Raw genomic sequence first — 26,548 nt, forward strand, 5'->3', positions numbered from 1 at the left:
CGGCGGTAGCCAAGTGAATGGTCAAGCGGGCTATCTTCCTCACGGGGCCGATCGGCGCGGGCAAGACCACGCTGGGACGCGCGCTCGCGCAGGCGCTGGGCGGCTCCTTCATCGACGGCGACGACTATGCATTGTCGGGCCGGCCCTGGTACGCCTCAAGCCTGCGCACGAGCCGGGCGATCGTCAAGGCCGCCACGGCGGAACTGATGCGTGGCGACCACGTCGTGATCGCGTATCCGCTGCGCTGTATCAACTGGATTTATTACCGCCGGTGCTTCGCCGATGCGGGTGTGGTGCTGTCGGTCATCAATCTGCGGGCAACCTGCGCGCAGATCGTCCATCCCGCGCGCGGGCGCAGTTTCGATGCGAGCGAACGGCGGCGTATCGCGGAGATGATCAGCGAAGGTTATGGCGAGCGCACGTTTGCAGACACTACGGTCGATACGGGAAGTCTGCAGCCGGCGGCGGCGCTGAAGGCGCTCGTCGCCGCCATCCGTTGACGCCCTGTCGCAGCGCGTGAGCCGCCACGCGGCGGATGCCGCCCGGTTCTCGCCCTACTACTCGCCGGGACGCACGTACGCGGATCGCCGTCCAGCTTCGTCGCCGCGTAACCCATCGCGAGAATGAAGAGGGGCATGACGAGACAAGCGACAATCCAGATATTCGTTATCTCAAGCTTCCCGCAGCGGTGAGCTTGCTTCGTTCGTTATGGACGATTGCCATATTGTCGGCGTCTGAAGCGATTGGCGCACAGCACTATATCACTTCTTCCTGTCGTACGGATTGTCCCCTGAGCGCAGCGCCAGTCTGATGGGGGTGCCCTTGAGGCCGAAGGTTTCGCGCAGGCCGTTGACGAGGTAGCGCGTGTAGGAGCGCGGCAGTTCGCCGAGCTGGTTGCCGAACAGGGCGAAATGCGGCGGACGGCTCTTTACCTGCGTGATGTAGCGGATCTTGATGCGCCGGCCGGAGACGGCCGGCGGCGGGTGGCCTTCCAGCATGTCGGCGAGCCATTTGTTGAGGCGCGCGGTGGAAATGCGCTCGTTCCAGATGCGGTAGGCGTCCATCACCGCTTCCATCAACGGGTCGATACCCCGTCCCGTGAGGCCGGAGAGCGGGATGATCGACACGCCCCTGACCTGCGCCAAAAGGCGGGCGGCTTCCTCGCGCAGTTCCTTCAGCAGGCCGTGCTGGTCGGAGACGAGGTCCCACTTGTTGAGGCCGATGATGACCGCGCGGCCTTCCTTTTCGATCAGGTCCACGATAGTCAGGTCCTGCTTCTCGAACGGAATGGTGGCGTCGAGCAGGACGACCACCACCTCGGCGAAGCGAATGGCGCGCAACCCGTCGGCGACTGACAGTTTCTCCAGTTTGTCATCGATGCGCGCGCGCTTGCGCATGCCCGCCGTGTCGTAGAGCTTGATGTCATGGCCGCGCCATTGCCAGTCGAGCGCGATGGAATCGCGCGTGATCCCCGCCTCCGGGCCGGTCAGCAGGCGTTCCTCGCCGATCATCTGGTTGATCAGCGTGGACTTGCCGGCATTCGGCCGCCCGCAGATGGCGATCCTGAGCGGCCGGCGCAGGTTGCCCTGTCCGTCGGGGCCGTCGTCCTCCTCCGCCTCGTCGTCGGGGTCGGGAAAATAGGGCATCAGCGCTTCAAGCAGGTCGGCCGTGCCCTCGCCGTGTTCGGCGGAAAAGGGGACGGGGTCGCCGAGGCCGAGCGAAAACGCCTCATAGGCGCCGTCGAGGCCGATCTTGCCCTCCGCCTTGTTCGCGATGAGGATGACCGGCTTGCCGGAGCGGCGCACCAGCTCCGCGAACTGTCTGTCGGCGGGGGTGACGCCGACGCGCGCGTCGATCACGAACAGGACGATGTCGCTGTCAGCGATCGCCGTTTCCGTCTGCTGGCGCATGCGTCCCGCGAGCGTGCCGTCATCCGCCTCTTCAAGCCCTGCCGTGTCGAACACCGGGAAGGTGAGATGGCCGAGCGTCGCCTCGCCCTCCCGCCTGTCGCGCGTGACGCCGGGCCGGTCGTCGACGAGTGCGAGCTTGCGCCCCACCAGCCGGTTGAAGAGCGTCGACTTGCCGACGTTGGGACGGCCGATGATGGCGACCGTGGGGGTCATGGATGCTCCGGACAAAACAGAATATTTCCAAAAATCAATCAGTTGGTGGTTTCGCTGCCGGTGGCCGACGGGCCGCCCGCGACGAGTGCCAGATAAATCTCCTGCACGCGCTGGCGCACGCCCTGCGTCGCGGCCGGGTCGGTCAGAATCTGGTCGAACCAGCGTCCTGCGTCTTCCAGCTTGCCTGCACGCAGCGCCACGAGGCCAAGCGTCTCCAGCGCCGTCAGCCGCCAGGGCTGGCCGGGTGCCGCGAGCGGCTGCAACGCGGCCTGCGCCTCATCCGGCGAGAGCTTGTCGATCTGCAGCAGGGTGGCGCGCAGCCGGGCGAGATCGCGCCACACAGCATCGACCTTGCCATCGTCCGCGATGGCCGTAAAGGCGGCGGCACCCGCCGCCGGGTCTTTCGCGCCGGCGATGGCGGCAAGGCGCAGGCGCGCCAGCAGCTGGTAGCCCGCCGGTCCGTCCGCGGCGATAGTGGAAAGGGCGTGCTCCGCGTCCGCCGTCTTGCCCTCGCGCGCCGCCTGCAAGGCTTCCTCGAAGCGCGCGCCGGTGTCCTCGGCGGATTGCCTGTCGAACCAGCGCCACGCCTGCCAGCCGCCCACACCCACGACGACCAGCACCACAACGGCGATCAGGAGCGGGGCCACCCGACGGAAAAGCTGCGAATAGCGATCGCGGCGCAGGTCTTCATCGATTTCGCGGAAAATGTCGGTCATTGGCCTAACTGTGATGGGCAACGGTGGCCCGGCTGCGCCGGCGCGGGCGGGAAGGATGAAGCCGGACCATTATCACAGCCCTGCCGGGAAAGCGAGATCGCCGGTTTCCCGGCATTATCCTATACAATGTCGCCTTCCGCCTCGACAAAGGCCCGCAACAGGTGGTGGGCGATGGCCATGGGGCGAGGCGCCGTCAGCCCGTCCGGATGCCCGTCCGCCAGCATCAGGCGGGCCTCCTCGCGCGTGAACCAGCGCGCATCCTCAAGCTCCAGCCGGTCGACGACGATGGTGGTCGCCAGCGCCCGCGCCACACAGCCGATCATCAACGAGGAGGGAAAGGGCCACGGCTGCGACGCGAGGTAGCGCACGGCCCCCACGGGCACGCCCGCTTCCTCCATCACCTCGCGGCGCACGGCGTCCTCCACGGTCTCGCCCTGCTCCACGAAGCCCGCCAGCGCGGAATACATGCCGGGCGCGAAGCGCGGCTGCCGGCCGAGCAGGCAGCGGTCGCCATCCGTCACCAGCATGATGACCACAGGGTCGACGCGCGGGAAATGCTGCGCCGCGCAGGACGGGCAGTCGCGCCGGAAACCGCCGGTGAAGGTAACGGTCGGCGCGCCGCAGTTGGCGCAAAAGCGGTGACGGCGGTGCCAGTCCATGAGCGCCTTCGCCTCGCCCAGCGGGCCGAGTTCGTCGGCGGGCAGCAGCCCCTCGGCCGCAATGGCGCGCAGGCCGACGGGCGCGATGTCGCCGCGTCCGGAAAACGCCTCCGTCGCTGTTTCGGGAAAAAGCAGCGCGAACAGCGGCGTGTCGTCGAGGGTGCCAAGATAGGCGCTCTCCTGCTCCCGCCCGATCTCCGCGGCCTGCGCGAAGGTGAAGCGCGCCCGTTCCGACCCGCCCTCCGTCTTCAGCAGGGGCGCGTCGCCGACGATGAGGAAGACGCGCGTGCGAGGGTCGACGCGCAGCGCCGCGAGTTCCGACTCGATCTCCCGCCTCTCCGAGTGCCGGTTCAGGCGGTTGCGGGCGAAGGCCGTGTGCGCCGAGAGTTCGCGCGCGGTAAAGGGCCGGATTTCCGGCTCGGCGTTGGCATCGCGCGTCATTGCGTTTCCTGCATCGGAGAGAGAGAATCGGTTGCGGCCGCAGCCGGGGGGACGAGCGATCGTAAAGCCGCTTTCCGCCCGACGCCAGAGCGCGTTCCGATCAGAATTCGCTCAAGATAAGGAACCTGGAATCTGTCCTGTTTCAACATAAACAGGACAGATTCCGGCACCGATTGAAGGGCTTCCGGAACGCCTGCTACCCGGTTGATCCGGCTGTCGTTTCCGGTGTGAATGGCAGCTATGCGCACAATTCATTCCCGATGGGCGGATAGGCCGAATTTTCCCCTTGACGTCGCCCTCAGTTAGTCGCATTTACCGTCCATACATTTCGTCATCGCGTGTGTTGCGCGAGACGAATCCCATCGGAAATCAAACCATGCCCAGCGACAGTATAAGTCGATCGCGTTCGCCGTCTGCGGCCTTCTGGGCAGCCTGATTTCTGACAGGCTCACCCGGATACGGCCGTTGACGGCCGTATCGACAGGAAGGTGAGCCAATGACCTCTGCGAAGATCAATCGCAGCCTGGCGGCTGCAAGCTACGAAGAAACCCGCGCCGATCGTTCCGTCGCGTGGCTGCTCGTATTGATGCTCGTCCTCGTCTTTCTCCCCGTGATGGGAGTATGGATGACGGCCTTTTTCACGCGCTGACTGTCGGAACCCGGCAGCGCACGGATACGCAGGCGTGATCCCGGAAAGCGTTGCCCGCTTTCGGGAAGGGATCAGGCATAAACAGACGGTGCGGCGTACGGCTTCGATTGGCTGTCCGCCGCTCCATATGTATCGATCGCGGCATCGCACCAGCGGGAAGGCTTCCCGGCAGGGCGGTGCCGTAATCGTTTATGGGACGGCTGCGGATGGGACCGGCTTCCCGATGGGGCGCCTGCGCGATCCATCCATCCGTCGGTCCGGGCGCCAAAGCCTTCCGGGGCTGTCCCGGAAGGCCGTTGCCGCAATCAGCCGATAGCCTTCTGCAGGTTTTCGTCGACCTTGTCGAGGAAGCCGGTCGTCGACAACCACTTCTGGTCCGCGCCGACGAGCAGGGCCAGGTCCTTGGTCATGGAGCCGGATTCGACCGTATCGATCACGACCTTCTCAAGCGTCTCGACGAAGTTCTTCAGCTCCGCGTTGTCGTCGAGCTTGGCCCGATGGGCCAGGCCGCGCGTCCAGGCGAAGATCGAGGCGATGGAGTTGGTGGAGGTCTCCTTGCCCTTCTGATGCTCGCGGTAGTGGCGGGTCACGGTGCCGTGAGCGGCCTCCGATTCCACGATCTTGCCGTCGGGCGTCAGCAGCACGGAGGTCATCAGGCCGAGCGAGCCGAAGCCCTGCGCCACGGTGTCGGACTGCACGTCGCCGTCGTAGTTCTTGCAGGCCCAGACATAGCCGCCGGACCACTTCAGCGAGGAAGCAACCATGTCGTCGATCAGGCGGTGTTCGTAGTGGATGCCGGCCTTCTCGAAATCCGCCTTGAATTCGGTTTCGTAGATCTCCTGGAAGATGTCCTTGAAGCGCCCGTCATAGGCCTTCAGAATGGTGTTCTTCGTGGAGAGATACACCGGATACTTGCGCGACAGGCCGTAGTTGAGGGAGGCGCGGGCGAAGTCGCGGATCGAGTCGTCGACGTTGTACATCGCCTGCGCGATGCCGGAGCTCTTGAAGTTGAACACCTCGCGCTCGATCTTCTCGCCGTTGTCGCCGACAAAGGTGATGGTGAGCTTGCCGGGGCCGGGCACGCGGAAGTCCTGTGCACGGTACTGGTCGCCATAGGCGTGGCGGCCGATGATGATCGGCTGCGTCCAGCCGGGCACGAGGCGCGGCACGTTGCGGGCGATGATCGGCTCGCGGAAGATGACGCCGCCGAGAATGTTGCGGATGGTGCCGTTCGGCGATTTCCACATCTGCTTGAGGTTGAATTCCTTCACCCGCGCCTCGTCGGGGGTGATGGTGGCGCATTTCACGCCCACGCCGTATTGCTTGATCGCCTCGGCGGCCTCGACGGTGACCCGATCCTCGGTGGCATCACGGTGCTCGATGCCCAGGTCGTAGTACTTCAGGTCGATGTCGAGATAGGGGTGGATCAGCTTGTCCTTGATAAGCTTCCAGATGATCCGGGTCATTTCGTCGCCGTCGAGTTCGACGACCGGGTTCGCCACCTTGATCTTGCTCATGGGTCTTTTCACCTCGCACGGGACAACAGCGTAGGGGGGCCTCGGCGCGGGTCCCCGTGCGCAACCCACACCGGCAGACTGCCTATACGCACTTTCGCAGTGGAATGTCACGTGTGGCGGCGATGAAACAGTGACAAAATCGAGATTTTGAACGGGGGTGTGGGCGCGGGGCAGGTTGCGCGGGGCCGTTCATCACGATTCGTGTCGATTCGGCCGGCAATGTCTCGCCGTGCTTTCCAGCGGCGCGCTGTCCCGCCTCCCGCCCTGGCCGTATCCACCCGCGTCAGACACGCGGCATCGCACCTTTCCGCCTCAAGCGGCACACCGGAACCCTCACGGTTTAGTGAAAGTGTGACGCAGGACAGGCGACACATGTTGCACAAAATGGTAAACGCGAGATTCTTGTGTTGTGTCAGATGGTTGGCTCAGGTGGCATACGCTGCTTGCGGCTCGTGGGGCCTTCGCGGCCCGCTGGACTGGCGGTTATGCGGGGGGACGCCCTTGCGCCCGCGTATGATTCGGTTCACACATGCAAGTGGCTGACGTTGGCGGAAATTCTGTCCGCATCGCGTCGGGGTTGGGAAATCGGGACTACTCATCATGCGCCTTATTGCCGCTGTTGCCGGGCTGTGCGCCGCCTTTGGCGTTATGCCCGCGGTTACGCCTGCCGCCGCCTACCAGATCGACCCGCTGACGCGGGAAATCCTGCCGGAGCCGGAGAACTTCGGCCCGCGCGCGTCGCCCATTCCGCGCGAAACGGTGGATTACCAGGGGCCGCACAAGCCGGGCACGATCATTGTCGCGACGCAGGAACGCCGCCTCTATCTGGTGCAGCCGGGTGGGAAGGCGCTGAAATACGGTATCGGCGTCGGCCGTCAGGGCTTCCAGTGGGGCGGCAAGCAGGTCGTCACCCGCAAGGCCGAGTGGCCGGGCTGGACGCCGCCGCCGCAGATGCGCAAGCGCCGTCCCGACCTGCCGAGGTTCATGCCCGGCGGTCCCGACAATCCGCTTGGCGCCCGCGCGCTTTATTTGGGCTCCACGCTCTATCGCATCCACGGCTCGAACGAGCCGGAGACGATCGGCCAGGCGGTTTCGTCCGGCTGCATCCGCATGATGAACCAGGACGTCATCGACCTCTACAAGCGCGTCAAGGTCGGCACCACGGTCGTGGTGCAGCGCTGACCGCGCGGCCGGAACGGCGTCAGTCCGTTCCGGCGTCGGGATGGCGTTTTCTCGAATCGCCGCTCCTTTTCATGCATCCGCCGGTGTGACCGCGCGGCTCAGGCGGCCTTTCTGTCCCGCGCGCCGGCCTCGTCCTCCCGGGCGGTCGGCAGGCGCGCCAGCAGGTCGAGCAGCGCGCGGTCGGTGTAGAGCACCGTGCGCTCCTTCGGCGAGAGCCAGGCGCGCACATCGGCGAGCGACTCGGCGTCAACAAGCTTGGCCTGCGCCAGCGTCCGGTCCGTGTCGAATTCGCCGCGCCTGCGCGTCCGCGCGGGCGGCAGCAGGCTTTCGTGCCACGAGCGCGCCTGCGCGTCCTCATGCAGCACGGCGAGGCTGTCGGCGTCGTCATAGCCCAGCGCCGCGAACTCTTCCGCGATCTCCTGCGCCCGCGTCGCGATGCGGGGCCGAGATGTTTCCTCCGGAATCATCAGCAGACCCGCGCGCCGCAGCGCAAGCCCGATGGCGAGCTTGCCGCTCGCCCACGAGATCGGGATCGCCAGCACGAGACCCAGGATGGTGGGCGACATCCACGCGAACAGCGACGGCGCGATCATGAAGGCCGAGATGCCGGTCGCCACGCCGAGCAGCACATGCCAGCGGTGGCGGCGGACGATGTCGCGGAAGGGGATGGAGCCGTCGTCGCGCCGCTGCGGCTGCCAGCCGGTGTCGCGCCCGGCCAGAATCTGCGTCACCGCGCCGGACTGGATCACCATCATGATCGGCGCCAGCAGCGCCGACATCAACACCTCGAACAGCATCGACAGGAACAGCAGCACGCCGCCGCCGGAAGCGCGCCGCATGCCGCGGTCGAGCAGCGCGAGCAGGAAGCCAAGGAACTTGGGCGCGAGCAGGATGCCCATCGTGAGCGCGAACAGCGCCAGCGCGCGCTCGGAGTCGAAGCGCGGCCAGACGGGGAACAGCGAGAAATCGCGGGTGAAGTATTCCGGCCTCACGTAGTGCGTCTGCAGCACGAGCAGGATACCGACGAGGAGCTGCGTCAGCCAGAAGGGCGAGGAGAGATAGGATATGATGCCGGTGGCGAAGTGCTGGCGCGTGGCGAGCTTCAGACCGGCCGCGCCGATAACCCGGCTGTGCTGGAGATTGCCCTGGCACCAGCGCCGGTCGCGCGCCGCGACGTCGATCAGCGACGGCGGGCTTTCCTCGTAGCTGCCCGAAATCTCCGGCAGCATGTAGACGGACCAGCCCGCGCGCCGGATCAGCGCCGCCTCGACGAAATCGTGGCTGAGGATATGTCCGCCGAAAGGCGGCTTGCCCTTCAGGTCCGGCAGGCCGCAATGGGCGGCGAAAGCCGCCGTGCGGATGATGGCGTTGTGGCCCCAGTAGTTGCCGTCCCGCCCCGACCACACGGCGAGCCCCTTGGCGATGACCGGGCCATAGATGCGGCCGGCGAACTGCTGGATGCGCGCGAACAGCGTATTGCGGTTGATGATGAGCGGAAGGCTCTGGATGATGCCGGCGTCCGGGTCAGCCTCCATCGCGGCGGTGAGGCGCACGATCGCGCCGCCGGTCATCAGGCTGTCGGCGTCCAGCACCACCATGTGGGCATAGGCGCCGCCCCAGCGCGTGACGAAATCGGCGATGTTGCCCGCCTTGCGGTGCGTGTTCTTCGGCCTGCGCCGGTAATAGATGCGCGCGTCCTCGCCGGCCTGCTCGCGCAGCGCGAGGAACATGCGCTCCTCCGCGATCCAGATATCGGGATTGGTGGTGTCGGAGACGATGAAATAATCGAAATGACGGCCGAGGCCCGTCTCCTCCACCGATTCGCGGATCGCGGCGACGGCGGCGAACACCTGCGAGGGCGTCTCGTTGTAGATCGGCATCACCACGGCCGTGCGTTCCCGCAGGGCGGTGGGCAGCGGACCCTCCTGCGGGCGACGCAGCAGCACGGCGAAGCCCACGATGGCGCTGGTGAAGGCAAGCGCGATCCACGAGAAGTTGATGGTGAAAAGCACCAGCAGCACCCACTGCAGCACCGTGGTGCGGCTGACGGACACGACCTGGTACATCTGCCACGCGCCATAGGCCGTGAGTAGCAGCGCCCCGCCGAAGATGACGATCCGCGCGATCCAGCTGCCGATTCGGCGGTGCTGCTGCCCCACCGGCTGGCGTTCTTCGTCCCGCCGCCAGTGACGCAGCGATTGCACCGGCATGTCGAGCCGGTGCTCTTCCGGCGTCGCCGGCGGCCAGATCGCTTCCTCCGTCGCGGGGACGCCGCCGGGGGGAGGGGGGACGGGCGTCTTGTCGTGCATGGCGCTGTCACTCATGGCGCTATCGTTCGTGGCGCTGTCGTTCATGGCGTTTGGCATTTCATGGCGTCCATCGGAAAAGCCAGCTTTCGCTCACCGGCTTTTCGGCGGCCGTCAGTTCCAGCCGCAATTCGCTGCTCGCTTCGTTGCCGGGATCGAGATCGAACAGAACCCGCACCAGCTTGCGCTCGGGATAGGTCCACACCCGCGTGTTGCCAACTGTTCCGCGCGAGGCGGACAGCGACACCTTCACCGCGGTGCCGATGTCCGGCCGCGCAAGCTCATCCCCCACGAAGGAGACGGCGAAGCGGCGCACGCGGCTGCCCGGCAGCGCGCCGATGCGCGTGCCGCGCACCAGCGCCAGGTTGGGCCGCTCGGGCAGGGACCAGCACCAGAACAGGCGCCACGAGAAGCGCGCCTCGGCGCCGGCCTCGATGGCCTGCGTCGGCCGCCAGTAGGAGATGATGTTGGGCGTGCCTTCCGACGTGGTGGGCACCTCGATGAGTTGAACCGCGCCTTCGCCCCATTCCTGAAGCGGCTCCACCCACAGGCTGGGGCGACGCTCGAAATGCTGCACATCGTCCTCATAGGCGCCAAAATCGCGCCCGCGCTGCAGCAGGCCGAAGCCCTTGGGACTCACGTCGAGGAAGGCGGATATCTGCAGCGTCTGCGGGTTGTCGACCGGCCGCCACAGCCATTCCGACCGTCCATTGTGGATTTGCAGGCCGCCGATGTCGTGCACCGCGACGCGCGTATCCGGAACGGTCGACTGACGGATGGGGCCGAACAGGAAATTGGCGGTCGAGCCGCCGATGCCGATATGATCGAGGCGCGCGCGCGGAATGAGCGTGGCCTCGACATCGGTGATCGCCGTGTCGCCGGTGCGGAAGGTGAAGCGCACGACGCCGGCGACGCTTTCCGAATCGAGCAGGGCGTGGATGACGAGCACGCCGGAGCCCGCGAGCGGGCGCTCGATCCAGAAGGCGCGGAACTGCGGCAGTTCCTCGCCCTTGGCGTCCGCGGGGCGCAGCATGAGCGTGTGCGCGTGCACGCCGTAGTTCTGCCCGCGTGCCTTGGCGCGGAAGAACGTCGCGCCCTGGAAGATGGCGACTTCCTGCGGCGCCTCGCCGGGAACGTCGGTATACATGCGGAAGCCGGAGAAATCGAGCGGCTCTTCAGCTGGTGCTGCGGGTGCGTTGGCGGCCTGTGCCGTGGCGGCCGGTGGCGTCCCGCCCACTCCCGGCGCCGGCTGTCCGGCGGTGGCCGGCTTGCCGAAATCGAACAGGTCGCGGGCATAGCGGACGCGCCGGATCGCGCCGTCGTCGACGGCGTAGAGCCGCACCGGGCTGGCGAAGATGAAGCCGCGGTGCAGCGGCTCGACCGTGAAGCCGCGCCCTTCGCCGTGCCAGAGATAGGAACCGGGCTTCGCGCGGATGCCGATATACTGGTCGTACGTCAGGTTGCTGAAATCGTCCGGCAGTTCCGACGGACTGTCGGTGTAAGGGCGCTTGGCGAGCAGGCGCGCGATCTCCAGCAGCCTGGCGGGATCGAACGTCTCCCCGTCGCCGACCGTCGCCAGCGCGGCTTCCAGAAAGGAGGGCTCCTGCGCGCGCGCCGGGCCCAGACCCGTGACCGACGCGCCGGCAGCGGCAAGCCCGAGCGCCAGCGCGGCACGGCGGCTGACGGAGAACGCGCGGCTGTCGTCCGCCGCCGGAATCGGCGCGGTTTTTCCGGCAGAGGCGGTCTCACCAGCCATTGCAGCACTCTTCAGCATGTCGCACCTCGGCATGTCGCACTTGAATATCTCGAAAAATCCGGCTTCGTGGGAGATTTGCGGGAAAATCATATCCTGAAAAGCAGTATATCCTGAAACATCGCATCAGAAGGCCTTGTTTAGCCGGGTCTGGTGGCGATTTGGGGGCGGGCTGCAACAGTTTTTCGTGTTGTGGCACAGAGACCGGCAGGCAACGCGCCGCCCTTGCCGCGCCGGGATGCTCCCGGCAACGCTTGTTGGCGCCCATCCCGCCGGGGTTGTCGCCGCCGCGACCGTAAAAACGCGCAAGACCTGAAGGATGACACAACATCGCGATTTCTGCTGGATTGAAACGTGCCGGGCGCTTTGTAGCACGTCTGAATCACTCCATGTGAGGCCCGTTTATGTTTATTTTCAAAGTCGTTAAAAGAAGCTGCATCGCGGCCCGCCACCGGCCCGGAAAGGGTGGGCGCGGGTGCGCGAAAACCGGACCGGCTTCTGCGCGGCGCGCCACATCCGTCACGGCGGCGGTCTTTTTTACGTCGTATTCGCCGCGTCATTTTTCCTTTGTTCATTAACCTCTGCACGTTAACGTCCGCCGTTATTGAGCCGCCGCGGGCGACCGGGCCCGTGCCGGCGACGGGAGCCTCAGCTTCCTGAACCATCGGAGCGGTCTATGTCTGCAGATCACGCTACCTTCTCCGCCGCTTCCGGCGCTTCGTTTCCGGCGCAAGGCCGCCGCGCGCTCGCGGTGGTGCTGGCGGCGGGCGAGGGCACGCGCATGCTTTCGCGCCTTCCCAAGATCCTGCACAGGATCGCCAACCGTCCGATCGTCTCCCACGTTCTGGACTCCGTCAGGGCGGCGGGCGTGGAATCGGTCGCCGTGGTCGTCGGGCCGGGGCGCGAGGACGTCGCGGCCGAGGTGCGCAGCACCGCACCCGGAGCCACCATCCACATCCAGCAGGAGCGGCTCGGCACCGCCCATGCCGCGCTGGCGGCGCGCGCCGCGCTCGAAGCGGGGGCTGACGACATCATCATCGCCTTCGGCGACACGCCGCTCGTCGAACCGCAGACCTTCGACCGCCTGCGGGCCGCGCTGACAAAGGGCGCCTCGGTCGTCGTACTCGGCTTCGAGGCGAAGGACCCGACGGGCTACGGACGCCTGCTGATCGAGGACGGCGAACTCGTCGCCATCCGCGAGCATCGGGATGCAAGCGAGGCCGAGCGCGCCATCCGCCTCTGCAACGGCGGCATCATGGCTATCGCCGGCGCGCACGCGCTTCCCCTGCTGGAGAAGATCGACAACGCGAACGCCAAGGGCGAATACTACCTCACCGACGTGGTGGCGCATGCCCGCGCCGCCGGCCTGCACGCGAAGGCGCTGGTCGCCGGGGAGGAGGAACTCCTCGGCATCAACGATCGCGCGCAACTCGCCGCGGCGGAAGCCGTCATCCAGAAGCGCCTGCGGCTCGCGGCGTTCCGGGCCGGCGTCACTCTCGTGGCGCCGGAAACCGTGTTCTTCTCCTGGGACACGGCGCTGGGGCCCGATGTCGTCGTGGAGCCGCATGTGGTCTTCGGCCCCGGCGTCACTGTCGAGGAAGGTGCCGTGGTGCATGCCTTCTCGCATCTTGCCGGTGCGGTGGTGCGCTCGGGCGCGGATGTCGGGCCGTTCGCGCGGCTGCGTCCCGGCGCGGACGTCGGCACGGGCGCGCATGTCGGCAATTTCGTCGAGATCAAGAACGCGAAGCTCGGCGAGGGCGTCAAGGCCGGCCATCTCTCCTATCTGGGCGATGCCGAGATCGGTGCGGGCACCAACATCGGCGCCGGCACGATCACCTGCAACTACGATGGCTACAGCAAGCACCGCACGCTGATCGGCAGCGGGGCGTTCATCGGCTCGAACTCGTCGCTGGTCGCGCCCGTCAGCATCGGCGACGGCGCCTACACGGGTTCGGGCTCCGTGGTGACGCGCGATGTGCCCGCCGACGCGCTGGCCCTGGGGCGCGCGCAGCAGGTGGTCAAGGAGGGCTGGGCGGCGAGGTTGCGCGAGTTCCGCGCCGCCGTGAAAACCGGCAAGTCATAAACGGTCATCTAACGTGATTTGGGCTGTACGCTGCGGTTCGGCTAAACATGTGCCGCGATTCACTGGCAACGATTGGAAGTGTGCATGTGCGGCATCATCGCTATTCTTGGTAAATCGGCAGTTGCGACGGCTCTCGTCGATGCGCTGAAGCGGCTGGAATATCGGGGTTACGATTCGGCCGGCGTCGCCACACTTGAGGACGGGGTGCTGACGCGCGTGCGCGCGGAGGGCAAACTGCGCAATCTGGAAGCGCGGCTCGCCGAGCATCCGCTCCATGGCCATGTCGGCATCGGCCACACCCGCTGGGCGACGCACGGCCGCCCGACCGAGATCAACGCCCATCCGCACGCCACCGGCCGCGTGGCCGTGGTGCACAACGGCATCATCGAGAACTTCCGCGAACTGCGCGACGCGCTTGCCCGCGACGGCGCCGTGTTCCATACGCAGACGGACACCGAGGTCGTCGCGCTGCTGGTTGACCATGCGCTGGAGCGGGGGCTTTCGCCTGTCGAGGCGGTGTGCGAGACGCTTCCGCGCCTCAAGGGCGCCTTCGCGCTGGCCTTCCTCTTCGCGGGCGAGGAGGATCTGCTGATCGGCGCCCGGCAGGGCGCCCCGCTCGCCATCGGCTTCGGCGACGGCGAGAACTATCTGGGATCGGACGCACTGGCGCTCGCGCCCTTCACGGACCGCATCGCCTATCTGGAAGACGGCGACTGGGCCGTGCTGTCGCGGTCCGCCGTCACCGTCTACGACGCCGGCAACCGGGAGGTGACACGCCCTGTCAGCCTGATTCCCGCCGGCACGCTGCTCGCGGACAAGGGCAACTACAGCCATTTCATGGCGAAGGAAATTCACGAGCAGCCGGAAGTGGTGGGCCGCACCGTCGCCCATTATGTCGACCTCGCGACGGGCACGGTGCGTTTGCCGGAGGAGGTGGCGATCGACTTCGCGGCCATCGACCGGCTGGCGATCGCCGCCTGCGGTACGGCCTATTATGCCGGCATTATCGCCAAATACTGGTTCGAGCAGCTTGCCCGCCTGCCGGTCGAGATCGACGTCGCCTCCGAGTTCCGCTATCGCGAACCGCCGCTGACCGGGCGCGGGCTCGCACTGTTCATCTCGCAATCGGGCGAAACGGCGGATACGCTTGCCTCCCTGCGCTATGCGAAAGCGGCCGGCTGGCCGGCGCTCGCCGTGGTGAACGTCGCGACCTCCACCATCGCGCGCGAAAGCGACGTGGTGGCGCCGACGCTGGCGGGCCCCGAGATCGGCGTGGCCTCGACGAAGGCCTTCACCTGCCAGCTCGCGGTGTTGCTGGCGCTCGCCATCCACGCCGGCCGCGTGCGCGGCGTTCTTTCGGCGCAGGAGGAGCAGGAACTTGTCGACGCGCTCGTCGGCGTGCCCTCCCATATGACGAAGGTGCTGGCGCGCGAGACGCAGGTCGAGCAGGTGGCGCGCGACCTGGCGAAGGCCCGCGATGTGCTCTATCTCGGGCGCGGCCTGTCCTATGCGCTGGCGCTCGAAGGCGCGCTGAAGCTGAAGGAACTGTCCTATATCCACGCCGAGGGCTATGCCGCGGGCGAACTGAAGCACGGCCCCATCGCGCTCATCGACGAGGCGATGCCGGTCATCGTGCTGGCGCCGCGCGACAAGGTTTTCGAGAAGACGGTCTCCAACGTACAGGAAGTCGCCGCGCGCGGCGGCCGCATCATCCTGATCGGCGATGCGCATGCGGCCGGGGAGGCTGGCCTTGCCGGCGAAACGGCTGTCGTGATGCCGGAGGTGCACCCGGCCGTTGTGCCGCTGCTCTATGCGCTGCCGGTGCAGCTTCTGTCCTACCACACGGCCCGCGTAATGGGGAAGGACGTCGACCAGCCGCGCAATCTGGCGAAATCCGTGACGGTGGAATAGCGCATCAAACCGAAAAACGGATTCTGTTTCTTGGTAAGCTCGATGCACATCCAAACGGTACGGACACCGGGCTGCCCCTATCGGCTGCCTTAGATCATGTCAGCATTTCACCGAAACGCTGACATGATCTAACTCTTTGATTTTGAGCGAATTCTGATCGATCAAATGATTCCATTTGATCGGAACGCGCTCCAAAGCGTTTTCAAGCAAAGTGGATACCGGTTTGCGTTAAGAAAGCGCGTAATATCAAAAACTTATAGCATTTCTGCGTTTCAATGAAATGTCGAAATGCTATAGCCGGCATGCGTGCCGGAGGAGGGGGGCACGGTCTTGGCCGCGCTCACTCCGCAAGCTCGGCTGCGACATACTCGGCGATCGCGAGGGAGGCGGTGAGACCGGGGCTTTCGATGCCGAAGAGGTTCACCAGTCCCGGCAGGCCGTGCGTTGCCGCTCCGTCGATGCGGAAATCGGCTGCGGGCTCGCCGGGTCCCGATATCTTGGGGCGCACGCCGGAGAAGGTGGCCTCCAGCGCATCGGCTGGCAGCGCCGGCCAGTATTTGCGGATCTCGCGCTCGAAATGCGCCTTGCGCCCGCCGTCGACGCTGTAATCCACCTCCTCGATCCATTCGACATCCGGACCGAAACGCATGCCGCCGCCGAGGTCCAGCGTTAGATGTACGCCGAGGCCGCCGGGTTCCGGCACCGGATAGACGAGATGCGAGAACACAGGGCGCCCGGGAAGGGCGTAATAGGTGCCGCGCGCAAAGTAGGCTTTCGGCACATGGGCGGAAGACAGGCCCGCGATCCGCCCCGCCACACGAGGAGCCGCGCAGCCGGCGGCGTTGATCAGCAGGCGCGTCGCCAGCGTGAAGCCGTCCCCGGTGGCCGTGTTCACGGTGTCGACTTCGAAACCCGCCGGGGTGGCGCGGATGGCGGTGGCCTCGGTGTTGAGGCTGAGCATGGCGCCGCGCGCCTCGGCCTCGCCCAGCAGGGCCAGCATGTAGCCGTGGCTGTCGACAATGCCCGTCGACGGTGACATCAGCGCCGAGACGCAATGCACCTCGGGCTCGATTTCGTGCGTCTCCTCCGCGCTCAGGCGATGCAGATCGTTGACGCCGCAGGCGGCCGCGCGGTGCAGGATTTCGTCCAGCACCGGCTGCTGTGCAAGATCGGTCGCCACGATGAGCTTGCCGCAGCGGCTGTGCGCGACGCCGTGGCTGGCCGCGAACGCATAGAGCATGTCGCGACCGCGCACGCATAGCCGCGCCTTCAGGCTTCCGGGAGTGTAATAGAGCCCGGCGTGGATGACTTCCGAATTGCGCGAACTCGTCTCGGTCCCGAAGGCGTCGTTGCGTTCGAGAACAACGGTCTCGCGTCCCGCGGCGGCCATGGCGCGCGCCACGGCCAGCCCCACCACACCGGCGCCGATCACGACGCAGTCTACATGCTCCATCGGCTTCCCCTGTTCATCCGGCCGTCACGCAGCAGTGTAGCCGAAATAGGCCTGCTCCAGGGCCTCGTCGCTGCCGATTTCGTCGACGCCGGCGTTCAGGACCACCTGGCCGTTACGCAGGATGTAGATATGTGTCGCAAGATCGAGAATACGAGCCGTCGACTGCTCGACGATCAGCAGCGTCAGGCCGCTTTCCTTGTTGAGCTGCCGCAGGCTCTCGTAGACCTGGTCGATGATGAGGGGGGCGAGGCCCAGCGACGGCTCGTCGATCATGATGAGCGAGGGTTGCTGCAGAATGGCGCGGGCGATGGCGAGCTGCTGCTGTTCGCCGCCGGACAGGTGGCCGGCGATGCCCTTGTAGCGTGCGCGCAGGACCGGAAAGGTATCGAGCACCCCCTCGACGTCGCGCTGGACGCCCGCCCGATCGCTGCGCCCCATCCCGCCGAGGGCGAGGTTTTCTTCCACGCTGAGGGTGCGGAAGATGCTGCGCCCTTCCGGCACAAGGACGAGGCCTTCGCGGCAGAGCTGCTCCGGGGCCCGGCCCACAATGCTCTTGCCGTTGAAGGTGATGGTGCCGCCGAAGGGCGCCTGCAGCCCTGAAATGGTTTTCAGCAGAGTCGATTTGCCGGCGCCGTTGGGCCCGACCACGAAGACGATTTCACCCTTGCCGACGGCAAGATCGATTCCCCCGAGCGCCGTCAGGCGCCCGTACCCGGCGCGAAGGCCTTCCACTTTCAGCATGTTTTCCCCTGTCTGTCCGGACGCTCCTGCGGCTTGTCGGAGCCGGGGCGTCTCTCTCGACGATGGTTGGAGCATAGCCTTCAAATCTGTCCACAGTCCACTGTTTGACGCCCCGGTTGTGAAATTTTTTGTTGACTTGGGGCCGGCGTGCGTTTCTTCTGTCCACAGTCCACGATTTAAGCGTGGACAACAATAAAAATTGATCCACAGGGGTAAAGCAATATGGGTGCCAAGTTTACACTTGGGCTGGCGTTCGCTGCTGGCCTGGGGCTCCTGTCCGCTGCGGGAGCGCGGGCTGAGGAGCCGATCCGTATCGGCTTCGCGATCGCGCAATCGGGCTGGCTGTCGAACTACGATCTGCCCCCGTTCCGGGCGGCTGTGACGAAAATTGACGAGATCAACGCGGCCGGCGGCCTGCTGGGCAGGCAAATTGCCTATACCGCCGCCGACACCAAGACCGACCAGGAGCGTTCCGCCTCCATCGGTTCCGAGATGGTCAACGGCGGCGTGGACCTGCTCGTGGTCTCCTGCGACTACGACTTCGGCGCCCCGGCGGCACTCGCCGCCAATCAGGCCGGCATCATCACCATCAGCCTCTGCGCCGCCGATCCCAAGATGGGGGTTCAGGGTGTCGGCCCGTATGCCTTCACGGCAACTTCCGCTGCCCAGGCAGAGGGCGTGGCCATGGCGGAATACGCCCGGACCAAGATGGGGCTCAAGACCGCCTATGTTCTTGAGGATTCCATCATCGAGTACAACAAGTCCGCCTGCGCGGGCTTCAGGTCCGCCTTCACGGCGGGCGGCGGCGCGGCGGCGATCCTCGGCTCCGACACGTTTCGCAACGAGGATCCCTCGATCGCGGCGCAGATCACCCGCATAAAGGCGCTACCGGCGGCGCCCGATGCGATCTATCTCTGCTCGGTGACGCCGGGTGGCGCCTCGGCCGTCCGCCAGTTGCGCGCCGCGGGCATCGACACGCCGATCCTTGCCAGCACTGCCATGGTCGACAACTATTGGCTGAACGCCGTGCCTGGCCTCAAGGACTTCTATCTGCCCGGTCTGATGTCGCTCTACGGCGACGACCCGCGTCCCGAGATGGCGACCTTTCTGGAGGCATTCCGGAAGCGCTGGAACGAGCCGCCGGTCTCCTCCTACGCGGTCCTCGGCTACAGCATGATCGAGGCCTGGGCGCGGGCGGTCGAGAAGGCGGGCACGGTGAAGGCCGATCCCGTGCTCGCGGTGATGAACAGCTTCCGGGACGAGCCGTTCACCGCTGGCCCCACCACTTTCACCGACCAGATGCACATCCAGCTCAACCGCCCCTGGCTCATCATGAAGGTCGAGAACGACTCCTTCCACGCTGTCGAACTCTTCCGCAACACGATCGTGCCGGACATGAAGCTGCTGTTCCGCGTCGGGCAATGATGCGTTTTCCGCCATCTGCCTGATAAGTCCAGGCCTGCCGCGCAATCCCTTGCGGTGCGCCTGGTCCCGGTCCCTCCGTCGTCGCCGTATCCGTCTTCCGGGCGAGGGAGAGGTGTATCTTCACGGAAAGCAGCAATGACGACACAGACCCTTCAGACGCTGGAAGCGCGGGATGTGCATGTCTCCTTCGGGGGTATCCGCGCCCTTTCCGGTGTTAACATGAAGCTCCGGCGCGGCGTCGTCTTCGGACTGATCGGGCCGAACGGCGCGGGCAAGACCACGATGGTCAACGTCCTGTCCGGTTTTCAGCGCCCAACCTCGGGCACGGTGAACCTCGACGGTGCCGACGCCTCCGGCATAGGCCCCCAGAAGATGGCGCGCGCCGGGATAGGGCGCTCGTTTCAGGCCGCGCGGCTCTTTCGCGACATGACGGTGGAGCAGAACCTCATGGTCGCGGCCTTCGGCGCCGGATTGCCGGCCGCCCGGGCGGCCCGCGCCGCGCACGAGATCCTGGAATGGATGGGGCTCGCCGCGGCGGCCGGAAAGCGCTGCGACACGCTTTCATACGGCGACGAGCGCCGGGTGAGCATCGCGCGGGCATTGGCGCTCGACCCGGCCTTCGTTCTGCTCGACGAGCCCGCCTCGGGCATGAACGACGCCGAGTGCGACGCGCTCATGCATACAATCGCGCATCTTCCGGCGCGCTTCGGCTGCGGCGTGCTGCTCATCGAGCACAACATGAAAGTCATCATGGGAGTCTGCGACCGCGTGCATGTGCTCGACGGCGGCCGCAGCCTCGCCGAGGGCACCCCTGTCGAGGTGCAGAACGATCCGACTGTCCGGCGCGCCTATCTCGGCGAGAAAGCCGCGCCGACATCCGCCGCCCTCTTCTAGAGCGCGTTCCGATCAGATGGAACATCTGATCGATCAGAATTCGCTCAAGATAAGGATTCCAGGGGGCTTGCCAGAGCGGAATGAGCCTGCCGTCGAGACGTCATTCCGCTCCGTCGCTTTGTTGACGCACGATCTCTTTCCGGAAGGCGGGAGCCGCTTCCGGGATATCGATCCAGGAGAACGTCAGTGTCCAATATCGTCCAGATTCTGGCGGATGCGATCTCGCTCGGCAGCCTCTACGCGCTGGTCGCTCTCGCCATCGGGCTGGTCTTCGGGGTGATGAAGCTCATCAACTTCGCCCAGGCCGACTATATCACCATTGGTGCCTATGCACTGGTCGTCCCCAGCGCCAGCGTCACACCCGTGCTGTTGCTCGGCGCCCTGCCGGTCGCGCTCATGGTGCCGGGGGTCATGCTCGTGGTGACGCTGCTCGCGCTCGCCACCGAGCGGCTCGCCTTCCGCCCCATGCGTAACGCCAATCCGGCGACGCTGCTCATCTCGTCCTTCGCGGTGAGCTACTTCCTGCAGCACCTCGTGATGATGGTCCACACGGGCCGACCGAAATCCGTGGGCATCGGCAACAGCCTTGCGGGGGCGGTCGAGGTGCTGGGTGTCCGCCTGCCGGGTAACCAGATCCTGACCATGGCCGTCGCGGCCGTGCTGCTGGTGGCGCTGGTGTTCTTCCTGAAGAAGACACCCATGGGCATCCAGATGCGCGCCGCAGCGGAGAACTTCCAGATGGCGCGTCTCATGGGCGTGCGCGCCAACCGCGTCATCGCCGTGGCGTTCGTCATGAGCGGCATCATGGCGGCAACGGTCTCGCTGCTGCTCGTGATCCAGACTGGCACGCTCGATATCCGCATGGGCTTGATGCCGGTGATCTTCGCCTTCTTCGCCACCGTCATCGGCGGCATGGGCTCGCTTCCCGGAGCGGCGCTCGGCGGCTTCATCGTGGGCTTCATCTCGGTGCTGCTGCAGGCATTCCTGCCGGCCGAGCTGCGCGCCTTCCGCGATGCGGGCGTCTTCCTGCTGGTGATTCTGATCCTGCTGGTGCGGCCCCAGGGCCTGATTGTTGACCGCGCCGCAAAGGAGCGTGTGTGATGTCTGTTTCGCCCCTTTCCCCCCATGCCCCGGCGACGACGGACCGGGGCCCGGCCGGGCGCCTGCTCCGCTGCTGGTTTCCGATCCTCGCCCTGATCGTGCCGCTGTTCGCCGTCGCGATCGTGAGCGATCTCGCGGGCTCGGTGATGATCCAGCGCACGGTCACGGAGGCGCTGATCCGCATTGTCGTGGTGGTCGGCATCTATGTCTTCGTCGGCAACACGGGTGTCATCTCCTTCGGCTCGGTGACCTTCATGGCCATCGCCGCCTATGCAACCGGCTGGCAGACCTGCTGCGAGGCGCTCAAGCCGATTACGATGCCGGGCCTGCCCGAGTTCCTGCGCGACCACAGCTATTCGCTGTTTCCGGCGGCGCTCGCCGCGGTGGCGCTGGCGGCGCTGGCGGCTTTCGTCACCGGCCTGCTCCTGATGCGGATGAGCGGCCTTGCCGCCTCCATATCCACGCTCGCCGTACTGTTCATCGTGAACGTGGTCTATTCCAACTGGGATAGCGTCACGATGGGAACCGCCTCGATGGTCGGCCTGCCGCGCTACGTGACGCTCTGGGTCGCGCTCGGGGCGGCGGTCCTCGCCATCGTGGTGGCATGGCTCTACCAGTCGTCCCGCTTCGGACTCGCGGTGCGCGCCACCCGTGCCGACGAGGTGGCGGCCGCGGCCTGCGGCGTGTCGCTCTACCGGGCGCGCCTGCTGGCCTTCACCCTGTCTGGAGCGCTCATGGGACTGGGCGGTGTGCTGACGGCGCATTTCCTCGGCACGGTCTCGATCAACTCCTTTTTCCTGAAGCTCACCTTCATCGCGCTCGCAATGCTGGTCGTGGGTGGCATGGGAAGCCTCGCCGGCGCGGTGGCGGGCGTGGTCGTGACGAGCGTCGTGATCGACGTCTTCCGCCGCCTGGAAAGCGGCTTCTCCATCGCGGGCGCGAACTGGTCGCTTCCCGCGGGCACCCAGGAGCTGGTCCTGGCGGGCGTGATGCTGCTGATCCTCATCTACCGCAAAGATGGGCTCATGGGCGGGCGCGAGTTCCATTGGCCCAGCAATAGGGGCAAGATCGCCGGAACGTAGCCCACTCCGACGGAGACATTCTTAAATGAGCCAGACCCTTGGAAGCGAAGGACGAATTTCGGCCGAGTACAGCGCGGCGCGCCTCGACAACCGCATGCTCTCGGACCAGGTGGCGAGCTTCCTGATTCGCGAGATCATGCTCGGCAAGCTGAAGCACGGCCAGCGCATCAACGAGGCGGAGATCGCGCGTCATCTCGGCATCAGCCGCAACCCCATCCGCGAGGCGGTGCGGCGGCTGGAGGAGCGGGGTGTGCTGGTCTCGGCGCCGCGCCGCGGCACTTTCGTGCGTACCTTCACGAAGAAGGACATCGACGACATCTTCGCATTCCGGCTGCTGGTCGAGAACTTCGCGCTCGAAAACGGCCTGGCCGCGATGACGGACGCGCATCTGCGCGAGATCACCTCCTATGCCGTGGCCATGGAAGACGCCGCGCGTAACAACGACGAAATCGCGCTGGTGGAGAACGATCTCGCCTTTCACCTCGCGCTCTGCAAGCTCTCCGACAATCACCAGACCCTGCATGCCTTTCTCAATATCCAGGCCGAGCTGCAGTTGGTGATCACCATGGCTGAACAGCGTTTCGAGACGCTGGAGGAAGCGGCGACGGACCATTGGCCCGTGGTGCGCGCGCTGGAGACGCGCGACCTCGACAAGGCCCGCACGGCCCTTCGCGAACACATCGAGGATTCCTGGAGCCGGCTGGCGGACGTCTACGAGCGACATGATGCCGGCTCAACACCACCACCCAAGCCAGACTGAAAGGAATGAGGCCGTGAGCACAATCATCGGCATCGATATCGGCGGGACTTTCACGGACTTCGTGTCCTATGATACCGACACCGGCCATATCGAGAACTGGAAGAACCTCACCACCCCCGCCGAGCCGATCGTCGGCGTCATGGAAGGACTGGGCAAGCTTGACGATCTCGGCGTCGTCAGCAAAGCGCGCCTCGGCACCACCATCGCCACAAATGCCCTGCTGACGCGCCGCGGCGCCAAGGTCGCCTACATCACCACGCAGGGGTTCCGCGACGTGCCCTTCATCCAGCGTGGCGACCGGCGCAGCCACTACGACATCACCTGGATCAAGACGCGCCCGCTCGTCGCCCGCGCCGACTGCCACGAGGTCGCGGAGCGGCTGACCGCCAAGGGCGCGGTGCACACGCCTCTCGACGAGGAGGCGGTGCGCGAGCTGGCGGCCAGGATCCGCGCCGACGGCACGATCGAGGCCGTGGCGGTCTGTACGCTCTTTTCCTACATCGACCCGGGCCATGAGCAGCGCATCCGCGAAATCCTGACGGAGGAACTGCCCGGCATGCCGATCTCGATTTCCTACGACGTGTTGCCTAAATGGAAGGAATACGACCGCGCCTCGACCACCATCGCCGACGCCTATCTCAAGCCGGTCGTTTCCGAGAACTTCCGCGAGATGAAAGCCCGTTTCGCGCAGGCGGGCATCGGCAGCAAGGTCGGCGTGATCAAGTCGAACGGCGGCGAGGCCACGCTCGCGGGGGCCGCCGACGCGCCGGTGCAGATAACTCTTTCCGGCCCCACGGGCGCCGTGGTCGCCACGCGCATCATGTCGGAACTCACCGGCATTCCGAACCTCGTCGTCTTCGACATGGGCGGCACCTCCACCGACTGCTCCACGGTGGTCGCCGGCAAGGAGCACGTCACCACGAGCTTCGAGATCGAATGGGGCATCCCGATCCAGATACCCATGATCGACATTCACACCATCGGCGCGGGCGGCGGCTCGATCGCATGGATCGATAAGGGCGGCATGCTGCGCATGGGGCCGCAATCGGCTGCCGCAGTGCCGGGCCCGGCCTGCTACGGCCGCGGCGGCACCGACGCGACCGTGACCGATGCCAACGTGGTTCTGGGCCGCATTTCGCCCGACAACTTTCTCGGTGGCCAGATGAAGCTGGACGCCGCCGCCGCCCGCGCGGCCGTCGCGCGCGTGGCCGAAAAGCTCGGCATGGACGTGGACGAGTGCGCCTTCGCCATGGTCCAGATCGCCAACAACAACATGCTGGGCGCGCTGCGCGCTGTCCTTCTGCAGCGCGGCCTCGACCCGCGTGATTTCACGCTCGTCGCTTCCGGCGGCGCGGGGCCGGTCCACATCTGCGATCTCATGGAGATCGCGGGCATTCCGCAGGGCCTTGTCCCGAACTATCCCGGCCAGTTCTCGGCTTTCGGTTTCATCATGACCGACGCTCGCGTCGACCGGCATCGCACCGTGCAGCAAATCTCGAAATACTTCGACGGGGAGCGCGCCACCCGCGCCATGACCGAGCTGGTCGAGGGGGCGATCGATGAGCTGAAATCGCAGGGCTACACGCAGCGCATCGAGATCCACCGCTCGATCGAGGCGCGCTACATGGGGCAGAACCACGAACTCGAACTCTCCTTTCCGGCCGACGAGTTCAGCGAGGACAACATCGCCGACATGTGGGAACGTTTCCACAGGGAGCATGAGGCCCGCTTCGGCTTCTCGATCCCCGGCGAGACTATCGAGACGGTGAATCTCAAGGTCGTGGCTGTAGCCGTTTCCGACAAGCCGGAGATGCGCGAGCTGCCGGTGACGGACGCGCCGCCGCAGCCTGCCTCGCGCCGCAAGGTGCACTTCGCCGACGGCTGGCACGAGGTGCCGGTCTACGACCGCGCGACCTTCCGGCAGGGAGACAGGATCGCCGGCCCCGCCGTGGTCGAGGAAAGCGCCTCCGTGACCATCCTTCAGCCCGGCCAGGCGCTTGGCGTCGACCGCATCGGCAACCTGATCATCTCCGCCTGAGAGGAGCCCGCACCATGGATTTCGTGACGATGAACATCCTCGATTCGGCGATGGTATCCATCTGCCGGGAAATGGGGATCACCCTCATGAAGACGTCCTACTCGACGATCTTCAACGAAGCGCTCGACTTCACCTGCGGTCTTGCCGACATGAGCGGCGACATGATCGCCGTGGCCGACTACTGCCCGGCCCAGATCGGCGGCATGCCGCTTCTGGTGAAGTCCTGCCTCAAGGAAATCCCGATCGCCGAGCTGGAGGAAGGGGATATCATCCTCCATAACGATCCCTATCGGGGCGGCCTGCATACGCCGGAACACACTTTCTTCAAACCGATCTTCGTCGAGGGCGAGGTCATGGGCTTTGCGGTCGCCATCGGCCACATCGCTGAGGTCGGAGGCATGGCGCCCGGCGGTTTCTGCGGCGAGGCGACGGAGATCTTTCAGGAAGGCCTGCGCATCCCCCCGGTCAAGATCGTCAAACGCGGCGTCGACAACGTCGAGGTGTGGAAGCTGCTGCTGGCGAACGTGCGCACCCCGCGTGTGAACTACGGCGACCTCAAGGCCCTTATCGCTGCCGTCGATCTCGGGGAAAGGCAGATGCGCGGCATCTACGCCAAGTACGGCAAGGAGAAGATCCGCGAGACCGTCGCCGACCTGCTGCTCTACTCCGAGCGCCGCATGCGTGCCGAACTGGAGGCCATTCCCGACGGCATCTATTCCTTCCACGATTTCGTGGAAAGCGACGGCGTCGACTCTGACAGGCACTATCGCATCCAGGTCGAGGTTCACAAGAAGGGGGGCTCGATCATCGTCGACTACCACGGCTCCTCGCCACAGGCGGCGGGTCCGATCAATGCGACGCTGGGCGTTGCGACGTCGGCGGCCTACAACGCCGTGCTGCACATGACCGACCCGACGATCCCGCGCAACTCCGGCTGCTTCCGCCCGATCGAGGTTATGGCCCCTCCCGGCACCATCGTGAACGTGGACTTCCCCGCGCCCGAGGTGGGCGGCAACACGGAGACGCATCCGCGCATCGTCGGCACCATCCTGGGCGCCATGCACAGTGCCGTGCCGAACCGTGTCATGGCGGCGGAAGGCGCCACGCACTGCAATTTCGTCTTCGGCGGGGTCGATGCGGAAACGGGCGAGTACTTCGCCTGCTACGATCTCGAAGGCGTGGGCTGGGGCGGCCGCGCCTTCGCGGACGGTAACGACGCGGTCGACTCCATCAACGGCAACTGCCGCATCACGCCGGTGGAGGTTTACGAGACCCGCTTCCCGTGGCTCATCGAAGGCCTCGCCTTCAATGTCGACTCCTGCGGGGCGGGCGAGTACCGCGGGGGCGTGGGCTATACCAAGCAGATGCTCTGCGTGAACAGGGAAATCATCTGCTCGCAGATGACGGACCGGCACGTGCTGCCCCCGTGGGGCCTTGAGGGCGGCCTTGAGGGCGGGTGCGGCGCCACGCTGGTGCAGAAGGCCGGCCGTGACGACTGGCAGACGATGCGCGATGCCTACGGCAAGCCGTCGACCAGCCGCTATTCGAACGTCGCCATCAAGGAAGGCGATCGCGTACGTCTCGTCATGCCCGGGGGCGGCGGCTACGGCAATCCGCTTGCGCGCGACCGCGCGGCCGTCGCCCACGACCTGCGCGAAGGCTACATCTCACCCGAGGCTGCCGGGAAACTCTATGGGTATCGGGAGGTATAAGA

General features: G+C 66.0%; 20 protein-coding genes. 12 read left to right on the forward strand and 8 right to left on the reverse strand.

All coding sequences use genetic code 11. The features are described from left to right. Positions 1-17: 17 nt before the first annotated feature. Positions 18-500, forward strand: a complete 483-nt coding sequence (locus ACFFJ7_RS07250) for a shikimate kinase (RefSeq protein ID WP_377591501.1) — start codon at positions 18-20, stop codon at positions 498-500. Between the two features lie 261 nt (positions 501-761). On the opposite strand, the gene der is transcribed toward ACFFJ7_RS07250, so the two are convergent. From der to nudC, 3 genes are all read right to left on the reverse strand, one after another. Next, complete coding sequence (gene der / locus ACFFJ7_RS07255; RefSeq protein WP_377591503.1) at positions 762-2,123, reverse strand: ribosome biogenesis GTPase Der; 1,362 nt, start codon at positions 2,121-2,123, stop codon at positions 762-764. 38 nt (positions 2,124-2,161) lie between these two features. Then, positions 2,162-2,839: a tetratricopeptide repeat protein gene (locus ACFFJ7_RS07260; protein WP_377591505.1), complete on the reverse strand. Its 678-nt coding sequence runs from the start codon at positions 2,837-2,839 to the stop codon at positions 2,162-2,164. Between the two features lie 119 nt (positions 2,840-2,958). Continuing rightward, positions 2,959-3,939, reverse strand: a complete 981-nt coding sequence (gene nudC, locus ACFFJ7_RS07265; protein WP_377591507.1) for an NAD(+) diphosphatase — start codon at positions 3,937-3,939, stop codon at positions 2,959-2,961. Positions 3,940-4,435: 496 nt separating this feature from the next. On the opposite strand from nudC, the gene ACFFJ7_RS07270 reads away from it, so the two are divergent. Next, a complete protein-coding gene (locus ACFFJ7_RS07270) occupies positions 4,436-4,588 on the forward strand; it encodes a hypothetical protein (protein ID WP_166948417.1) in 153 nt (50 codons plus the stop codon). A gap of 305 nt (positions 4,589-4,893) precedes the next feature. On the opposite strand, the gene ACFFJ7_RS07275 is transcribed toward ACFFJ7_RS07270, so the two are convergent. After that, positions 4,894-6,105, reverse strand: a complete 1,212-nt coding sequence (locus tag ACFFJ7_RS07275) for an NADP-dependent isocitrate dehydrogenase (RefSeq protein ID WP_166948419.1) — start codon at positions 6,103-6,105, stop codon at positions 4,894-4,896. A gap of 600 nt (positions 6,106-6,705) precedes the next feature. Here ACFFJ7_RS07275 and ACFFJ7_RS07280 point away from each other — a divergent pair. Continuing rightward, positions 6,706-7,287, forward strand: coding sequence for a L,D-transpeptidase (locus ACFFJ7_RS07280; RefSeq protein ID WP_166948422.1), 582 nt, complete (start codon positions 6,706-6,708; stop codon positions 7,285-7,287). A gap of 98 nt (positions 7,288-7,385) precedes the next feature. Here the strand turns inward: ACFFJ7_RS07280 and mdoH are convergent, their stop codons facing one another. Together mdoH and ACFFJ7_RS07290 are read right to left on the reverse strand one after the other, a co-directional pair. Then, entirely contained in the window at positions 7,386-9,611 is a 2,226-nt protein-coding gene (mdoH, locus tag ACFFJ7_RS07285) for a glucans biosynthesis glucosyltransferase MdoH (RefSeq protein WP_377591509.1), read from the reverse strand. Between the two features lie 43 nt (positions 9,612-9,654). Beyond that, positions 9,655-11,349 (reverse strand): OpgD/OpgG family glucan biosynthesis protein, encoded by a 1,695-nt coding sequence (locus ACFFJ7_RS07290; RefSeq protein ID WP_377591511.1) that lies wholly within the window; start codon positions 11,347-11,349, stop codon positions 9,655-9,657. Between the two features lie 673 nt (positions 11,350-12,022). Here ACFFJ7_RS07290 and glmU point away from each other — a divergent pair. Beyond that, positions 12,023-13,429 (forward strand): bifunctional UDP-N-acetylglucosamine diphosphorylase/glucosamine-1-phosphate N-acetyltransferase GlmU, encoded by a 1,407-nt coding sequence (gene glmU, locus ACFFJ7_RS07295; protein WP_377591513.1) that lies wholly within the window; start codon positions 12,023-12,025, stop codon positions 13,427-13,429. A gap of 84 nt (positions 13,430-13,513) precedes the next feature. Continuing rightward, the gene (gene glmS, locus ACFFJ7_RS07300) at positions 13,514-15,340 is read left to right on the forward strand and encodes a glutamine--fructose-6-phosphate transaminase (isomerizing) (protein WP_377591515.1); all 1,827 of its coding nucleotides are present in this window, start codon (positions 13,514-13,516) and stop codon (positions 15,338-15,340) included. A gap of 340 nt (positions 15,341-15,680) precedes the next feature. Here the strand turns inward: glmS and ACFFJ7_RS07305 are convergent, their stop codons facing one another. Together ACFFJ7_RS07305 and ACFFJ7_RS07310 are read right to left on the reverse strand one after the other, a co-directional pair. Continuing rightward, complete coding sequence (locus tag ACFFJ7_RS07305; protein ID WP_377591517.1) at positions 15,681-16,793, reverse strand: NAD(P)/FAD-dependent oxidoreductase; 1,113 nt, start codon at positions 16,791-16,793, stop codon at positions 15,681-15,683. A gap of 24 nt (positions 16,794-16,817) precedes the next feature. Further along, on the reverse strand, positions 16,818-17,534 hold the full coding sequence (locus ACFFJ7_RS07310; protein ID WP_377591519.1) for an ABC transporter ATP-binding protein: 717 nt from the start codon (positions 17,532-17,534) through the stop codon (positions 16,818-16,820). Positions 17,535-17,756: 222 nt separating this feature from the next. Here ACFFJ7_RS07310 and ACFFJ7_RS07315 point away from each other — a divergent pair, with 222 nt between their 5' ends. The 7 genes from ACFFJ7_RS07315 to ACFFJ7_RS07345 all read left to right on the forward strand — a co-directional run bounded on the left by ACFFJ7_RS07315 (position 17,757) and on the right by ACFFJ7_RS07345 (position 26,546). Beyond that, positions 17,757-18,959 carry an ABC transporter substrate-binding protein gene (locus ACFFJ7_RS07315; protein ID WP_377591521.1) on the forward strand — a complete coding sequence of 401 codons (1,203 nt, stop codon included), beginning with the start codon at positions 17,757-17,759 and terminating at the stop codon, positions 18,957-18,959. 135 nt (positions 18,960-19,094) lie between these two features. Beyond that, complete coding sequence (locus ACFFJ7_RS07320; protein ID WP_377591523.1) at positions 19,095-19,853, forward strand: ABC transporter ATP-binding protein; 759 nt, start codon at positions 19,095-19,097, stop codon at positions 19,851-19,853. Between the two features lie 186 nt (positions 19,854-20,039). After that, positions 20,040-20,954 carry a branched-chain amino acid ABC transporter permease gene (locus ACFFJ7_RS07325; protein ID WP_343042486.1) on the forward strand — a complete coding sequence of 305 codons (915 nt, stop codon included), beginning with the start codon at positions 20,040-20,042 and terminating at the stop codon, positions 20,952-20,954. After that, a complete protein-coding gene (locus ACFFJ7_RS07330; protein WP_377591525.1) occupies positions 20,954-22,036 on the forward strand; it encodes a branched-chain amino acid ABC transporter permease in 1,083 nt (360 codons plus the stop codon). Before ACFFJ7_RS07325 ends, ACFFJ7_RS07330 begins: the two co-directional genes overlap by 1 nt. Positions 22,037-22,061: 25 nt before the next feature. Continuing rightward, a complete protein-coding gene (locus tag ACFFJ7_RS07335; protein ID WP_166948440.1) occupies positions 22,062-22,796 on the forward strand; it encodes a GntR family transcriptional regulator in 735 nt (244 codons plus the stop codon). A gap of 13 nt (positions 22,797-22,809) precedes the next feature. After that, positions 22,810-24,834 (forward strand): hydantoinase/oxoprolinase family protein, encoded by a 2,025-nt coding sequence (locus ACFFJ7_RS07340; protein WP_377591527.1) that lies wholly within the window; start codon positions 22,810-22,812, stop codon positions 24,832-24,834. A gap of 14 nt (positions 24,835-24,848) precedes the next feature. After that, positions 24,849-26,546, forward strand: coding sequence for a hydantoinase B/oxoprolinase family protein (locus ACFFJ7_RS07345; RefSeq protein WP_166948444.1), 1,698 nt, complete (start codon positions 24,849-24,851; stop codon positions 26,544-26,546). The last annotated feature ends 2 nt before the right edge of the window (positions 26,547-26,548 follow it).

Origin of the sequence: Pseudochelatococcus lubricantis, assembly GCF_042432495.1 — a bacterium.
In the GTDB taxonomy this organism is placed as follows: Bacteria; Pseudomonadota; Alphaproteobacteria; order Rhizobiales; family Beijerinckiaceae; genus Pseudochelatococcus; species Pseudochelatococcus lubricantis.

Bases quoted from the DNA above. Each gene is read 5' to 3' on its own strand.
- ACFFJ7_RS07320 (WP_377591523.1), top strand. From the start codon at position 19,095: ATGACGACACAGACCCTTCAGACGCTGGAAGCGCGGGATGTGCATGTC.
- ACFFJ7_RS07270 (WP_166948417.1), top strand. From the start codon at position 4,436: ATGACCTCTGCGAAGATCAATCGCAGCCTGGCGGCTGCAAGCTACGAA.
- ACFFJ7_RS07275 (WP_166948419.1), bottom strand. From the start codon at position 6,105: ATGAGCAAGATCAAGGTGGCGAACCCGGTCGTCGAACTCGACGGCGAC.
- ACFFJ7_RS07310 (WP_377591519.1), bottom strand. From the start codon at position 17,534: ATGCTGAAAGTGGAAGGCCTTCGCGCCGGGTACGGGCGCCTGACGGCG.
- ACFFJ7_RS07260 (WP_377591505.1), bottom strand. From the start codon at position 2,839: ATGACCGACATTTTCCGCGAAATCGATGAAGACCTGCGCCGCGATCGC.
- ACFFJ7_RS07345 (WP_166948444.1), top strand. From the start codon at position 24,849: ATGGATTTCGTGACGATGAACATCCTCGATTCGGCGATGGTATCCATC.
- ACFFJ7_RS07290 (WP_377591511.1), bottom strand. From the start codon at position 11,349: ATGGCTGGTGAGACCGCCTCTGCCGGAAAAACCGCGCCGATTCCGGCG.
- glmS (WP_377591515.1), top strand. From the start codon at position 13,514: ATGTGCGGCATCATCGCTATTCTTGGTAAATCGGCAGTTGCGACGGCT.
- ACFFJ7_RS07315 (WP_377591521.1), top strand. From the start codon at position 17,757: ATGGGTGCCAAGTTTACACTTGGGCTGGCGTTCGCTGCTGGCCTGGGG.
- ACFFJ7_RS07330 (WP_377591525.1), top strand. From the start codon at position 20,954: ATGTCTGTTTCGCCCCTTTCCCCCCATGCCCCGGCGACGACGGACCGG.
- ACFFJ7_RS07305 (WP_377591517.1), bottom strand. From the start codon at position 16,793: ATGGAGCATGTAGACTGCGTCGTGATCGGCGCCGGTGTGGTGGGGCTG.
- ACFFJ7_RS07335 (WP_166948440.1), top strand. From the start codon at position 22,062: ATGAGCCAGACCCTTGGAAGCGAAGGACGAATTTCGGCCGAGTACAGC.
- ACFFJ7_RS07280 (WP_166948422.1), top strand. From the start codon at position 6,706: ATGCGCCTTATTGCCGCTGTTGCCGGGCTGTGCGCCGCCTTTGGCGTT.
- nudC (WP_377591507.1), bottom strand. From the start codon at position 3,939: ATGACGCGCGATGCCAACGCCGAGCCGGAAATCCGGCCCTTTACCGCG.
- mdoH (WP_377591509.1), bottom strand. From the start codon at position 9,611: ATGAGTGACAGCGCCATGCACGACAAGACGCCCGTCCCCCCTCCCCCC.
- der (WP_377591503.1), bottom strand. From the start codon at position 2,123: ATGACCCCCACGGTCGCCATCATCGGCCGTCCCAACGTCGGCAAGTCG.
- glmU (WP_377591513.1), top strand. From the start codon at position 12,023: ATGTCTGCAGATCACGCTACCTTCTCCGCCGCTTCCGGCGCTTCGTTT.
- ACFFJ7_RS07250 (WP_377591501.1), top strand. From the start codon at position 18: ATGGTCAAGCGGGCTATCTTCCTCACGGGGCCGATCGGCGCGGGCAAG.